At 69.0% G+C, this 12,669-nt stretch carries 12 protein-coding genes; 7 read left to right on the plus strand and 5 right to left on the minus strand.

The window, feature by feature from the left end; translation table 11 throughout:
• From AMK58_RS25940 to AMK58_RS25960, 5 genes are all read right to left on the minus strand, one after another.
• Nucleotides 1–873, minus strand: coding sequence for a branched-chain amino acid ABC transporter permease (locus AMK58_RS25940; protein WP_035682985.1), 873 nt, complete (start codon nt 871–873; stop codon nt 1–3).
• 241 nt (nt 874–1,114) lie between these two features.
• Nucleotides 1,115–2,251 carry an ABC transporter substrate-binding protein gene (locus AMK58_RS25945; RefSeq protein ID WP_035682982.1) on the minus strand — a complete coding sequence of 379 codons (1,137 nt, stop codon included), beginning with the start codon at nt 2,249–2,251 and terminating at the stop codon, nt 1,115–1,117.
• Nucleotides 2,252–2,518: 267 nt separating this feature from the next.
• Complete coding sequence (locus AMK58_RS25950) at nt 2,519–2,908, minus strand: hypothetical protein (RefSeq protein ID WP_035682980.1); 390 nt, start codon at nt 2,906–2,908, stop codon at nt 2,519–2,521.
• Between the two features lie 93 nt (nt 2,909–3,001).
• Nucleotides 3,002–3,280 (minus strand): hypothetical protein, encoded by a 279-nt coding sequence (locus tag AMK58_RS25955; protein WP_035682977.1) that lies wholly within the window; start codon nt 3,278–3,280, stop codon nt 3,002–3,004.
• A 140-nt stretch (nt 3,281–3,420) separates the two neighbouring features.
• On the minus strand, nt 3,421–4,692 hold the full coding sequence (locus AMK58_RS25960) for an amidohydrolase/deacetylase family metallohydrolase (RefSeq protein WP_035682975.1): 1,272 nt from the start codon (nt 4,690–4,692) through the stop codon (nt 3,421–3,423).
• A gap of 693 nt (nt 4,693–5,385) precedes the next feature.
• Between AMK58_RS25960 and AMK58_RS25965 the strand changes: the two genes are divergently transcribed.
• From AMK58_RS25965 to AMK58_RS25995, 7 genes are all read left to right on the plus strand, one after another.
• Entirely contained in the window at nt 5,386–6,222 is an 837-nt protein-coding gene (locus AMK58_RS25965) for a sulfite exporter TauE/SafE family protein (protein WP_079285786.1), read from the plus strand.
• A 7-nt stretch (nt 6,223–6,229) separates the two neighbouring features.
• On the plus strand, nt 6,230–7,819 hold the full coding sequence (locus AMK58_RS25970; RefSeq protein ID WP_059399640.1) for a gamma-glutamyltransferase family protein: 1,590 nt from the start codon (nt 6,230–6,232) through the stop codon (nt 7,817–7,819).
• Between the two features lie 44 nt (nt 7,820–7,863).
• Nucleotides 7,864–9,018 carry an ABC transporter substrate-binding protein gene (locus AMK58_RS25975; protein WP_079285785.1) on the plus strand — a complete coding sequence of 385 codons (1,155 nt, stop codon included), beginning with the start codon at nt 7,864–7,866 and terminating at the stop codon, nt 9,016–9,018.
• Nucleotides 9,019–9,249: 231 nt separating this feature from the next.
• The gene (locus AMK58_RS25980) at nt 9,250–10,122 is read left to right on the plus strand and encodes a branched-chain amino acid ABC transporter permease (protein WP_035682121.1); all 873 of its coding nucleotides are present in this window, start codon (nt 9,250–9,252) and stop codon (nt 10,120–10,122) included.
• Nucleotides 10,119–11,156, plus strand: coding sequence for a branched-chain amino acid ABC transporter permease (locus tag AMK58_RS25985; protein WP_035682125.1), 1,038 nt, complete (start codon nt 10,119–10,121; stop codon nt 11,154–11,156). Before AMK58_RS25980 ends, AMK58_RS25985 begins: the two co-directional genes overlap by 4 nt.
• Nucleotides 11,153–11,971: an ABC transporter ATP-binding protein gene (locus AMK58_RS25990; RefSeq protein ID WP_035682128.1), complete on the plus strand. Its 819-nt coding sequence runs from the start codon at nt 11,153–11,155 to the stop codon at nt 11,969–11,971. Before AMK58_RS25985 ends, AMK58_RS25990 begins: the two co-directional genes overlap by 4 nt.
• A complete protein-coding gene (locus AMK58_RS25995) occupies nt 11,958–12,662 on the plus strand; it encodes an ABC transporter ATP-binding protein (RefSeq protein WP_035682130.1) in 705 nt (234 codons plus the stop codon). The genes AMK58_RS25990 and AMK58_RS25995 overlap by 14 nt, the downstream gene beginning before the upstream one ends.
• The last annotated feature ends 7 nt before the right edge of the window (nt 12,663–12,669 follow it).

The raw sequence follows: 12,669 nt of genomic DNA on the forward strand, positions 1-12,669 counted from the left end.
TCAGGCCCTTTCCGTGCGGATCGAGAACAGGCCCTGGGGCCGGAACAGCAGGATCAGGATGACCAGGACGAAGCCGATGACGTCCACCATGCCCATGGAGACGTAGCCGCCCCACATCGCCTCGGCGACGCCCAGCAGCAGTCCCCCGGCAATGGCGCCGGCGAAGCTGCCCATGCCGCCGAGGATCACCACGACGAAGCTCTTCAGGCTGATGAGCCCGCCGACCGACGCCTGGGCGGAGTAGATGGAGGCCAGCAGCATCCCCGACAGCGCGGCCAGCGTGCAGCCCAGCGCGAAGGTGGCGGCGTAGACGTGGCCGGTGCGGATGCCGGCGAGGCTGGCGGCCATCGGATCCTGGAAGGTGGCGCGCATGGCGGCCCCCAGCCGGGTCCGGCGGATCAGCAGATGGGCGCCGACGATCAGCGCGATGCCCACTCCCACGGCCAGCAGGCGCAGCTTGGTCACCGCGATCGGGCCGAAGAACAGCGGCCCTTCGGCCACCGCGCCGGCCACCTTCATGGGCGCCGGGCCGACCAGCAGGAGCGTGCCGTTGACCAGGAAGATCGACAGGCCGATGGTCAGCAGGATGCCCGGCTCCTCACCCTGGCCGCGCACCCGCTCGATCAGGAAGCGGTCGACCAGCCAGCCGACGGCGGCCATGAAGGCGGCGACCACGATCAGGCCGCTGAAGAAGTCGAGACCCAGGTAATTGGTGACGAACCAGCCGCTGACCCCGCCCAGCATGTAGAATTCGCCATGGGCGAAGTTGACCACGCGCATCAGGCCGAAGATCAGCGTCAGGCCGAGGGCGGAGAGCGCGTAGAACACGCCCATCACCAGCCCGTTGGCCAGGAACTGCGGAAAGAGATCCATGACGTTCTCGCAAAAGCAGGCCCGCACAAACGGTGCCGTTGGGACCATCACCGGGGCGCGCCGAAGGCAATCGCATTTGAAGTCCCCTCTCCCCTCTGGGGAGAGGGTTAGGGTGAGGGGGTTGTGCTTTTGCCGGACGTATCGTCTTGCACATCCCCCTCACCGGCCCTCCGGGCCACCCTCTCCCCAGAGGGGAGAGGGCTATTTGGCCAAATGCGATGGCCCTGGCGGCGTTCGCCGGTCAGTGCGGCGCGTCCACCGGGGTGGAGGCGATCACCTTCGGTTCGCCCTTCTCGATCCGCACCAGCACCGCGTCGAAGCCGTAGGCCTGGCCCTTGTCGGTGAACTTGTAGACGCCGTTCGGCGCCTCGTAGCTGGTCTTGGCGAGCGACGCCCGGATGGCCTCGGCGTCGGTGCCGCCGGCCCGCGCGATGGCCTGCCCGGCGATGTTCAGCGCGTTGTAGCCGGCGGCGCCGTACTTGCCGGGCTTGATGCCGTACTTCGCCTGGTATTTCTGGACGAAGGTCTGGTTGCGCGGGGTGTCCATGCTGGAGGCGTAGGGGACGGCGGCGTGGATGCCCTCCGCGGCCTCGCCGGTCAGGTTGATGAAGTCCGCGGTGGCCCAGGAGCCGACGCCGAACACCTTGGTGTCCAGCCCCATCTCGCGGATCTGCTTGACCAGGATGGAGCCGTCCTGTGTCTCCGCGGCGACGAACACGCCGTCCGGCTTGGCGGCGCGCAGCTTGGTCAGCAGCGTGAAGAAGTCGGTGGCGCCGTGGTCAAAATACTCGGTCAGCACCGTCTTGACGCCCAGCGCCGTCAGGTCGCGGGAGAATTCCTCAACCCCGCCGCGGCCCCAGTCGTCGTTGACGCCGATGTAGGCGACCTTGGTCAGCTTCAGGTCGTTGGCGAGGATCTTGGCGAAGGCCTCCGCCATCAGCGCGTCCGTCTCGGCGGCGCGGAAGAAGTAGGGGTTGCCCTGCTCCGTCAGGCTGGCCTTCGACGACACGCCGGTGATCAGCGGCAGCTTGTACTTCTGGGCCACCGGCATGATCGCCGCGGTGGCGGAGCTGCAGAAGGCGCCGACCAGCGTGACGACCTTGTCCTTCTGCACCAGCTTTTCGACGGCGTTGACCGAGTTGGCCGGCGTACACTGGCCGTCCTCGACGATCAGTTCGATCTTTTTGCCGAGGACGCCGCCTGCGGCGTTCATTTCCTCGACGGCGAGCCGGGCGCCTTCCACCACGGACTTGCCGTTGTAGGCGACCGATCCGGTCAGCGGCTGGACCAGCCCGATCCTGACCGTGTCCTGCGCCTGCGCCGGAACCGACGCGGCGACGCCGGTCAACAGCAGGCCGCCCAGTACCACGTTTCTCATCTCTCCCTCCGCGTTCGACGGTGATGTCGCGATGACGGCGAATGACGATTCCCTGTCGGCGCCCCGCCGCTCTCGGCGTGGGCGCGTCGGCCCGTTGCAGGAACGCGCGCCGTCCGATGCGGCAACCGTTCCCGTGTTTTATTATACGGCCAATTAATTATGCAGGGATGCTAACGGTCGCGTCGCGGCGCTGTCAATCGCTTTTCCGACGAAGGCGGTTGGGGATTTTTTTGCGGCTGTGTTTTGGCGCCGTGTCCGGCGCGCTCCTCAGCGGAGCGCGTCGAGCGTGTCGGCGTTGGGGCAGAGCCGGGCGTGCTCCGGCTGCGTGCAGCCTTCGGCCAGCAGTTGGCGGCAGGTGCGGGCGCCGCGGCAGAGCGCGCAGACGCGCTGCAGATCGTTCAGCAGGTCGGGGCGGTCCTGCTCCACGGCGGCGCCGTCGACGCCGTGCAGCGCCATCGCGGCGGGAAGCAGCGCGCCGACATGACCGGCGCGCAGCACGGCCGGCGCGGTCAGGTCGGTCAGGCCGGCGTCAGCCAGCACGCGGTCGCGGTCATGCGGTGCCAGCGCCTGGAGCGCGTCCAGGGACCGCGCGCCGCGCCAGCTGCGCAGGAGTTTCGCGCACAGGCCCTCATGCGGCGCGGGGGCGGGGATGGTCATGGGAGTCTCCGAAGCGGGTTATTAATCGTTCGATTAATATTCGCCGTCGGAGCGCCCGGCGCCTTGATGTGGATCAGCCGCGCCCGGTTTTTATCACGAGGCCGGACGTGTCCCGATGCAGCGCACGGCGTAGCGCCGGAAGCCGAAGCCGGACTCGCCCTCGCAACGCTCGACCAGGAAGGCCGCGCGCCTTGTGACGATGCGGCTTCCCATGGCGAGCGGGGCGTCGTGCGCCAGTTCCAGCATCATGCGCTGCTGGCGCTGCGGGTGGGAGAGCAGCAGGGCGCGGGCCTTGCCCAGCCGCCGCCCCTCGGCATCGCGGCAGCGGGCCGGGACCTCGAACATCCAGAAGGCGAGCGCGGCTTCGGACATGGGCGGAGTCCTCGTGGGATGGGGGGTGTTCGGGTGCCGACGCTGCCCCCACCCCGGCCCTCCCCCGCTTCGCAGGGGAGGGAGACTGTCCCCTCCCCCGCCCAGCGGGGGAGGGTTAGGGTGGGGGCGAGTCCGCCGCGTTACGCCGCCACTGGAATCGGCTTCGGCAACAGCGGGCTGTCGACCTCCTGCACCACGCCGTCGCGCAGCGAGAAGGCCGGGACGATCATCTCCGGCGCGGTCACCCGCTCGCCGCTGTTGTCGCTGAGCTGCCAGCGGCCGGCCTTGACCTCCAGAACCGCCACGTCGGCGGCCATGCCCGGAGTCAGCGCGCCGATCTCGTCGGCCATGCCCAGCATGGCGGCGGGGTTGCTGGTCACCGTCTTCAGAACGTCGCCCAGCGCCATGCCGAGGGTCAGCAGCTCGGTCATCGCGTGGGTCAGGCTGAAGGGGGCGACGCCGTAGAAGGGGTTGGCCTCGCGGTCGCCGCCGGCACCCGTGACCGGGGCCTTCACGTTGTAGCCGTGCAGGTCGGCGCCCAGCGTGTAGGGCAGGATGCCCGCCGCCAGTGTCCGCCGCGCCATCTCGAAGCTGAAGTGCGAGCCGTGGCCGACGTCCACGGTGAGCCCGCGCTCCAGCGCCTTGTAGATGACCGGATGCACCTCGCCGGTGCGGGTTGAGATGAAGCCGCCAGGGTGGCGGGTGAAGGGATGGGCCAGGATGTCCCGCGAATCCAGCAGCGGGACCAGCTCCTCCACCAGCATGTCGGGATCGACGGCCTCGCCGCCCTCGACCTCCGGCCAGAGCTGGCCGAGATGGACATAGAGCGGCACGCCGATGCCGTCGGCGATCCGCTTGGCCTGCTTGATGACGTCGAGGCCCCAGCGCGAGGCGCCGCCGACCTCCGCGTGGGCCTTGATGCCCTTCACGATGTCGCGGTTCTCGCGCCCGACGCGGATGGTGGCGTCCACATCGACGCAATCCGGACGGTAGAGCTGCGGGTAATAGTGCCCCTCCAGCCCGCCGACCAGATAGGCCGACAGGAAGCACAGCGTGCGCGAGCGCGCCGGCTCGGCGATGAAGCGGCGGAAGGCCGGCAGGGTCATCAGGCTCGGCCCGCCCTGATCGACCAGCGTCGACACGCCGGAGCGCACGCCCACCATGTCCGGGTTCAGCCCGAAGCGCCCGGTGACCTTTTCGAAGACATGCGCGTGGGTGTCGATCAGGCCCGGCGTCACGAGCTTTCCGGTCACGTCGAGGATGGTGTCGGCGGCATCGTCGGGCAGCCGTTCCGCGACCGCCGCGATGCGGCCCTTCGCGACCGCCAGATCGCCGACCAGATCCAGCCCGTTGGCCGGATCGAGAATCCGTCCGCCGCGGAGCACGAGGTCGAACGTGTGCGTCTCTGACATAACCCACCTTCTTGCGCTGATTTTTATCTGGCCGTCCTTTCAGCAAGCGTCATGCCAGGGTGGGCGGGAGGCGGCAGGGCGCACAAAACTTCAGCATACTGACGAATGACCGTCCGTTGGGCATTCGGTGGTCAAAATACGCACAATACGGCATACCACGGCATGCGCCGCCGCCCGTCGATGCCCAATTTTCCGCAGTATGCTGATGATTCGCGGTGCGGCGGCGCGGCACGGCACCCTGCCACCAATTTGTGCACGAATACAGAAGCCGAGGCGGAAATCAGGGGTTTCCAGAGACTCCTGGGTCGGCCCGCCGTCGCCGCGCCGGGGCATGCACGGGCTCTTCACGAGCATCATCATATCATCAGCATGCTGATGAATGCCCGCGCAGCAGGCAGAGGTTGCGCAGGAATGAAGCGGAAGGCCGGCCCGCTCGGAAGTCGCAATTATTTGTTTTTTCTCAAATGGATGCTGGCCGTTTTCCGGCGGCCGCGTGGCCCCTCCGTCAATCCGTTTGCCCAACATTAGGGCGATTTTCGGCCTTGGCGCCACGCCGCGCCTTCCTTCCCTTCGAACCGAAATGCGCAGTGTTCTGCCGGTTGGCACGGCGTTCGCAAAGGGAGGGGAAACCAACGGAAAAAGTCGGATATCCATAAAAATGAGAGGGTTTCTGCATTTGTGGCGGGGCATTCCGTGACCGGGCTGGGGATCGCGGCGGTGCCGCAGCTTCCCATCCTCGGCGGCGGGCTGCTGCTGGCCGGCGGCTTCGCCGGGCTGGCGGCGGGCATGATGGGGGTGGGCGGCGGCATCGTGATCGTGCCGGTGCTCTATCACCTGTTCACCGCGCTGGGCGTGGACGAGGCCGTGCGCATGCACGTCGCGGTCGGCACCTCGCTCGCGACCATCATCGCCACCTCGCTGACGTCGCTGAGCGCCCACCGGCGCCGCGGCGCCGTCGACGGCGACCTGCTGCGCGCCTGGGGGCCGGCGATCTTCCTCGGCGTGCTGGCGGGAACGGCGGTGGCCGGCGTGGTGCGCGGCCCGGTGTTGACGGCGGTGTTTGCCGGGATGGCGGTCCTGGTCACGCTGCACATGCTGTTCGGCAAGCCCGAGTGGCGCATCGCCGACGGCCTGCCGAGCGGCGCGCCGCGCCAGGGGCTGGCCGGCAGCATCGGCATGATGTCCGCCATGATGGGCATCGGCGGCGGCACGCTCAGCGTCCCCATCCTGACCCTGTTCGGCTACCCGATCCACCGCGCGGTCGGCACGGCGGCGGCGCTCGGCTTCATCATCGGCGTGCCGGGAACGGTGGGCTTCGTGCTGACCGGCTGGAACGTGCCGGGCCGCCCGGATTTCAGCTTGGGCTACGTCAATCTGCTGGGGCTGGCGCTGATCCTGCCAGCTTCCATGGCCATGGCGCCGCTCGGCGCGCGGCTCGCCCATAGCCTCGACACCCGCGTCCTGCGCCGCGTCTTCGCCCTGTTCCTGGGTCTGACCGCGGCGCGGATGATCCACGGCCTTCTTCCCTGAGGTTCCCATGCTGAACACGCCGCGCAGCCGCCGGGGGATGGTCACCTCCCCGCATCATCTCGCCAGCCAGGCCGGTCTCCAGATCCTGCGCGACGGCGGCACCGCCGTCGAGGCGGCGGTCGCCGTCGCCGCGGCGCTGGCCGTCGTCTACCCGCACATGACCGGCATCGGCGGCGACGGCTTCTGGCTGATCGCCGAGCCGGGGCGCGACCCCGTCGCCATCGACGCCTGCGGCGGGGCGGGCAAGGCCGTCTCGCTCGACCTCTACCGGCGCCACGGCCACGCCACCGTGCCCTGGCGCGGGCCGCTGGCGGCGAACACGGTCGCCGGCACCATCGACGGCTGGCGCGAGGCGCTGGCCGTCAGCGCCGGCTGGGCCGACCCGCTGCCGCTCGCCCGCATCCTGGAGGAGGCCATCGCCCACGCCGAGCAGGGCATCCCGGTCACCGCCAGCCAGGAGAGGCTGACCCGCCAGAAGCTGCACGAGTTGAAGGACGTCCCCGGCTTCAAGGACACCTTCCTGCCGGGCGGCGCCGTGCCGCTGGAAGGCTCCACGCTGAAGCAGCCGGCGCTGGCCGCCACGCTGCGCCGGCTGGCGGCGGAGGGGCTGGACAGCTTCTACCGCGGGCCGCTCGCAGCATCCATCGCAGCGGATCTGGAGCGCGCCGGCTCGCCGGTGGGCGCCGCCGATCTGGCGGCCCATGCGGCGCACCGCCGGCCGGCCCTGTCGGTGGGCGTGCGCGGGGCGCGGCTGTTCAACCACCCGCCGCCGACGCAGGGTCTGGCCTCGCTGATGATCCTCGCTTTGTTCGACCGGTTGGGCGTGACGGAGGGCGAGGGCTTCGACCACATCCACGGGCTGATCGAGGCGACCAAGCAGGCCTTCCTGGTCCGCGACCGCGAGGTCGGCGACCCGGCCTACATGGGACGGGAGGCGCAGAGCTTCCTCGACGCCGCCGTGCTGGACGGGCTGGCCGCCAACATCGACCGCGCCCGCGCGCTGCCCTGGCCGCATGTCGCGAAGCCCGGCGACACGGTGTGGCTGGGCGTGATCGACGGGCAGGGCCGCGCCGTCAGCATGATCCAGAGCGTCTATTTCGAATTCGGCTCCGGCCTCGTCCTGCCGGAGACCGGCATCACCTGGCAGAACCGCGGCGCTTCCTTCCGCCTGGCGGAGGATGGCTGGAACGCGCTGGCGCCCGGCCGCAAGCCCTTCCACACGCTGAACCCGGCGATGGCCCGCTTCGACGACGGGCGCAGCATGGTCTACGGCACCATGGGCGGGGAGGGGCAGCCGCAGACTCAGGCCGCCGTCTTCTCCCGCTACGCGATGTTCGGGCAGGGCCTGCAGGCCGCCGTCACGGCGCCGCGCTGGCTGCTCGGCCGCACCTGGGGCGAGGACAGCGTGACGCTGAAGCTGGAAAGCCGCTTCGACCCCGCCCTGGTCGCCGCCCTGCGCGACGCCGGGCACGCGGTCGAACTGCTCGATCCGTACACGAGCACCATGGGGCATGCGGGCGCCATCGTCCGCCATCCCGACGGAACGCTGGAGGGGGCGACCGATCCCCGCAGCGATGGCGCGGTCGCCGCCTGGTGACCGCCGAACCAAGGCACAATCAAGAACAGAGGGGGTTAGACGACATGCGGACGATGAAGACCACGGCGTTGCTGCTGAGCGCCGCGCTGCTGGCGCCGGGCGTGGCCTTTGCGCAGGAGACGATCAAGATCGGCGTGACCCAGCCGCTGACCGGCGCGGTCGCCGCGTCGGGCAATTACGTCGCCAACGGCGCGCGGGTGGCGGAGGAGGTCGTGAACGCCAACGGCGGCGTTCTCGGCAAGAAGATCCAGCTGATCATCGAGGACAACAAGAGCAACCCGAAGGAGGCCGTCGCCTCCGCCGAGAAGCTGATCGTGCGCGACAAGGTCCCGGTGCTGATGGGCGCCTGGAGCTCCACCTTCACCCTGGCGGTGATGCCGAAGCTGGTGGAGTACGGCGTGCCGATGGTGGTGGAGACCTCCTCCTCGACCAAGATCACCACCTCCGGCAACCCCTGGGTGTTCCGCATCGCCCCGACCTCCGCCATGGAGGCCAAGTCCTTCGCGGAGAAGCTGGACCATTTCCAGCCGGCCATCCAGAAGGCCGATTTCCTGGCTGTGAACAACGACTTCGGCCGCGGCTCGGCGGAAGAGTTCCGCAAGATGCTGCAGGCCAAGGGCGTCAAGATCGGCGTCACCGAGACGATGGCCCCGGAGGCCACCGACCTGTCGGCCCAGCTTTCCAGCATCAAGCAGTCGGGCGGCGACACGCTGTTCGTCACCACCGGCGTCGAGCAGATCACCCTGATCCTGAAGCAGGCGGCCGAGTTGCGCCTGCCGCACCGGATCATCACCAACGGCGGCTCCTCCTCCCCCGACCAGCTCATCGCGCAGGCGGGTGCGGCGGCGGATGGCGGCTACTTCACGCTGTTCTTCGCCCCCTGGTTCCCGGAGAAGGCGGTGCACCCGACGGTCGCCAAGAGCTTCGTCGATGGCTGGAACAAGAAGGGCTACGACTTCGCCGGCCTGACCGAGGGCTACCGCGGCTATGACGGCATCATGACCATCGTGGAAGCCATCAAGAAGGCCGGCAAGGCCGAGCCGCAGGCCATCCGCGACGCGCTGTGGACCGTCAAGCTGGACGGCGTGAACGGCGACATCGCCTTCAAGAAGGACGGCCCGGAGGGCAAGGAGAGCGGCCAGAACGAGGCCAACGTCTACGTCGTCCAGGTGAAGGACGGCAAGGTGACGATGCCGTAAGGCCCTCCTTTCAAACGCCCTCTCCCCCGCTCACGCGCAAACGAAGTTTGCGCTGACGCGACAGGCGGACCTTTGGTCCGCCGAAAGCGGGGAGAGGGAGGGGACCCGCGCCGCAGGCGCGGGGAGGGTGAGGGGGATGTCCGTGGCGGCACGTCCGGCAAACGCGCAACCCCCTCACCCTGACCCTCTCCCCGGAGGGGAGAGGGGAAAACCGAGGGATGGAGACACGCGGTGGAAGCGCATCTGCAGCACCTTTTGAACGCCGTGGTCCTGGGGGGGACCTACGCGCTGCTGGGAATCGGCCTGACGCTGATCTTCGGCATCATGCGCGTGGTCAACTTCACCCATGGCGAGCTTTACACCTTCGGCGCCTACATGGCCTACATGCTGGCCGGGATGATGGGACTGAACTTCTTCATGTCCCTGGCGATGGCCGCCGTGTTGGGCATGGCGCTGGGCGCGCTGATCGAATTCACGCTGCTGCGCCCGCTGAAGGGTGCCGACATCGACACCACCATGCTGGTGATGATCGGCGCCGGCATCGCCATGCAGGCCGGCGAGCAGCTGGTCTGGGGCGGTGTCGCGAAGTCCGTGCCCAGCCCCTTCCCGACCGAGCCGGTGGTGCTGGGGTCGGTGTCGGTGGGCATGAACCGGCTGTTCGTCCTGGGCGTGGCGCTGCTGCTGCTGGGCGGCTTCTACCTGCTCATCAACCGGACCAAGCTGGGCGTCGCCATGCGCGCCACCTTCCAGGACCCGGACACGGCGGCGCTGATGGGCGTCAACCGCGGGCTGATGTACACGCTGACCTTCGCGCTCGGCTCCGGCCTCGCCGCCACGGCGGGGGCGCTGCTCGGCCCGATCTTCGTGGTCACACCGACCATGGGCGATCTGGTGGCGCTGAAGGCCTTCGCCATCGTCATCCTGGGCGGGTTGGGCAACATCCCCGGCGCCACCATCGGCGGCTTCGTCCTGGCGCTCGCCGAGGAGTTCGGCGCCGGCTACCTGTCGTCGGGCTACCGCGACGCCATGGGCTTCATCCTCATCATCGCCGTGCTGATCGTGCGGCCCCAGGGTCTCTTCGCCATGAAGGAGCGGATCGGATGACGACGCGTCTCCTCCCCTGGCTGTTCGTCCTGGTCATGGCGGTCGGACCGCTGTGGCTGGGCGACCAGTACATCCTCTACGTCCTGACCTCGACCGGCATCTTCATCATCGGGGCGATGAGCCTGAACCTGCTGCTCGGCTACACCGGGCAGCTCAGCCTCGGCCACATCGCCTTCTTCGGGATCGGGGCCTACACCAGCGCGCTGCTGTCGCTGGGCTTCGACCTCGATCTCGGCGGGGCGGAACCCTTCGTGCTGGGGCCGCAGCCGGTGTGGGTCGCCTTCCTCGGCGGCATCCTGGTGGCGGCGTTGTTCGGCTTCCTGATCGGCAAGCTCGCCTTCCGGGTGCGCGGGGCCTACTTCGTCATCGTCACCATCAGCTTTGCCCAGGTCATGCGCATGGTCGCGCTGAACTGGGTGGACCTGACCGAGGGGCCGATGGCGCTGAACAACATCCCGCCGCTGTCGGTCTGGCTGCCGTGGGACGGGGTGATCCCGCTCTACAAGAAGGAATACAATTACCTTCTGGTGCTGGCGGTCGCGGTGGTCTGCTTCCTGGTGATCCAGCGGCTGGTGCAGTCGCGGGTCGGCCGGGCGCTGGTGGCGCTGCGCGAGAACGAGTCGCTGGCGCGCTCGGTCGGCATCGACGTGACGCGCTATCTGGTCGTCGCCACGGTGATCGCGGCGGGCATGGCCGGGGCCGCGGGCGGGCTCTACACCCACTACATCCGCATCGTCGATCCGGACGTCTTCATGTTCATCTACACGGTGACCATGGTCATCATGGTGGTGACGGGCGGCAAGGGCACGCTGGCCGGACCGATCGTCGGCGGCCTCGCCTTCGGCATCCTGCCCGAGGTGCTGCGCGAGGTGGCGCGGCCCGAGGTGCAGTGGATCATCTACGGCGTCGCCATGATCGTGGTCGTCTTCTTCCTGCCGCAGGGCATCGTCCCGGCGGTGAAGAACTGGTTCGCCGGCCGCCGCAAGCGCGTCGCCGGAACGGCGCTGGGCCTGCGCAAGGAGACCTCGGCATGAGCCTCGCCCTCGACGAATCCGCCGCCCCGATCCTGGCCGCTCCGATTCTGGAGGTGCGCGAGGTCGCCGTCCATTTCAGCGGCCTGATCGCCATCGCCTCGATGAGCTTCGCCGTGCCGGAGGGGGAGATCGTCAGCCTGATCGGCCCCAACGGGGCGGGCAAGACGACGGCCTTCAACGTCATCACCGGCTTCCTGAAGCCGACCGGCGGCAAGGTGCTGTTCCGCGGCACCGACCTGACCCGCCTGTCCTCCAACCGCATCGCCGGCCTGGGCGTCGTGCGCACCTTCCAGCGCACCAGCATCTTCGCCGGCTGCACCGTCTTCGACAACGTGCTGACCGGGATGCACCGGCAGGGCCGGGCGGAGACCTGGGGGGCGCTGCTGCGGCTCGCCTCCGTGCGGGCGGAGACGGAGCGGATGCGGGCGGCGGTGGCCGAGATCCTGGCCTTCGTCGGGCTGTCGCACCGCGCCGACGAGCTGGCCGGCAACCTCGCCTACGGGGAGCAGCGGCTTCTCGGCATCGCCATCGCGCTGGCCGCCGACCCGAAGCTGCTGCTGCTGGACGAGCCCGCCGCCGGGCTGAACCCGTCGGAGACGGAGGCCTTCATGGGCGTCGTCCAGCGCATCCGCGACCGCGGCGTGACCATCCTGCTGGTCGAGCACGACATGCGCATGGTGATGACCATCTCCGACCGCGTGGTGGTGCTGAACCACGGGCGCATCATCGCCGAAGGCCCGCCGGAGGTCATCCGCGCCAACCCGGACGTGATCCAGGCCTATCTGGGCCAGGGGGTGAAGCATGCTAAAGGTTGAGGGGATCACCGTCTGCTACGGCCAGATTCCGGCGCTCCGCAACGTCTCGCTGACGGTGGAGGAAGGGGAGCTGGTCACGCTGATCGGCGCCAACGGCGCCGGCAAGACCACCACGCTGCGCGCCATCAGCGGCCTGCTGCCGCTGGCCTCGGGCCGCATCACCTTCGAGGGGCGGGAGATCGGCAACGCAGCACCCCGCACGGTGCTGGCGCTGGGTGTGGCCCACTGTCCGGAGGGGCGGCGCGTCTTCCCCCACCTGACCGTGCGCGAGAACCTGGAGATGGGCGCCTATCTGCGCCGCGACTATCAGGCGGTGGCCCAGGACATGGAGCGGCTGTTCGACCGCTTCCCCCGCCTGAAGGAGCGGCTGAACCAGCCCGCCGGCACCATGTCGGGCGGCGAGCAGCAGATGCTGGCCATCGCGCGGGCGCTGATGTCGCGCCCGAAGATCGTGCTGTTCGACGAGCCGTCGCTGGGCCTCGCCCCCAACCTCGTGGAGCGCACCTTCGAGATCGTGTCGGACATCCGCCGGGAAGGGACCACCGTGCTGATGGTCGAGCAGAACGCCTACGCCGCGCTCGACATGTGCGACCGCGCCTACCTGCTGGAGAGCGGGCAGGTGATGGAGCAGGGCACCGGGCAGGCCATGCTCGCCAACGACCACATCCAGCGCGCCTATCTGGGCGGTTAAGAAAAAA

It is taken from the genome of Azospirillum brasilense (assembly GCF_001315015.1).
Taxonomy (GTDB): Bacteria; Pseudomonadota; Alphaproteobacteria; order Azospirillales; family Azospirillaceae; genus Azospirillum; species Azospirillum brasilense.

Excerpts from the sequence above, each read along its gene's own strand:
- AMK58_RS25975 (WP_079285785.1), top strand. The coding sequence starts at position 7,864 with ATGCGGACGATGAAGACCACGGCGTTGCTGCTGAGCGCCGCGCTGCTG.
- AMK58_RS25945 (WP_035682982.1), bottom strand. The coding sequence starts at position 2,251 with ATGAGAAACGTGGTACTGGGCGGCCTGCTGTTGACCGGCGTCGCCGCG.
- AMK58_RS25990 (WP_035682128.1), top strand. The coding sequence starts at position 11,153 with ATGAGCCTCGCCCTCGACGAATCCGCCGCCCCGATCCTGGCCGCTCCG.
- AMK58_RS25970 (WP_059399640.1), top strand. The coding sequence starts at position 6,230 with ATGCTGAACACGCCGCGCAGCCGCCGGGGGATGGTCACCTCCCCGCAT.
- AMK58_RS25940 (WP_035682985.1), bottom strand. The coding sequence starts at position 873 with ATGGATCTCTTTCCGCAGTTCCTGGCCAACGGGCTGGTGATGGGCGTG.
- AMK58_RS25985 (WP_035682125.1), top strand. The coding sequence starts at position 10,119 with ATGACGACGCGTCTCCTCCCCTGGCTGTTCGTCCTGGTCATGGCGGTC.
- AMK58_RS25995 (WP_035682130.1), top strand. The coding sequence starts at position 11,958 with ATGCTAAAGGTTGAGGGGATCACCGTCTGCTACGGCCAGATTCCGGCG.
- AMK58_RS25960 (WP_035682975.1), bottom strand. The coding sequence starts at position 4,692 with ATGTCAGAGACGCACACGTTCGACCTCGTGCTCCGCGGCGGACGGATT.
- AMK58_RS25950 (WP_035682980.1), bottom strand. The coding sequence starts at position 2,908 with ATGACCATCCCCGCCCCCGCGCCGCATGAGGGCCTGTGCGCGAAACTC.
- AMK58_RS25955 (WP_035682977.1), bottom strand. The coding sequence starts at position 3,280 with ATGTCCGAAGCCGCGCTCGCCTTCTGGATGTTCGAGGTCCCGGCCCGC.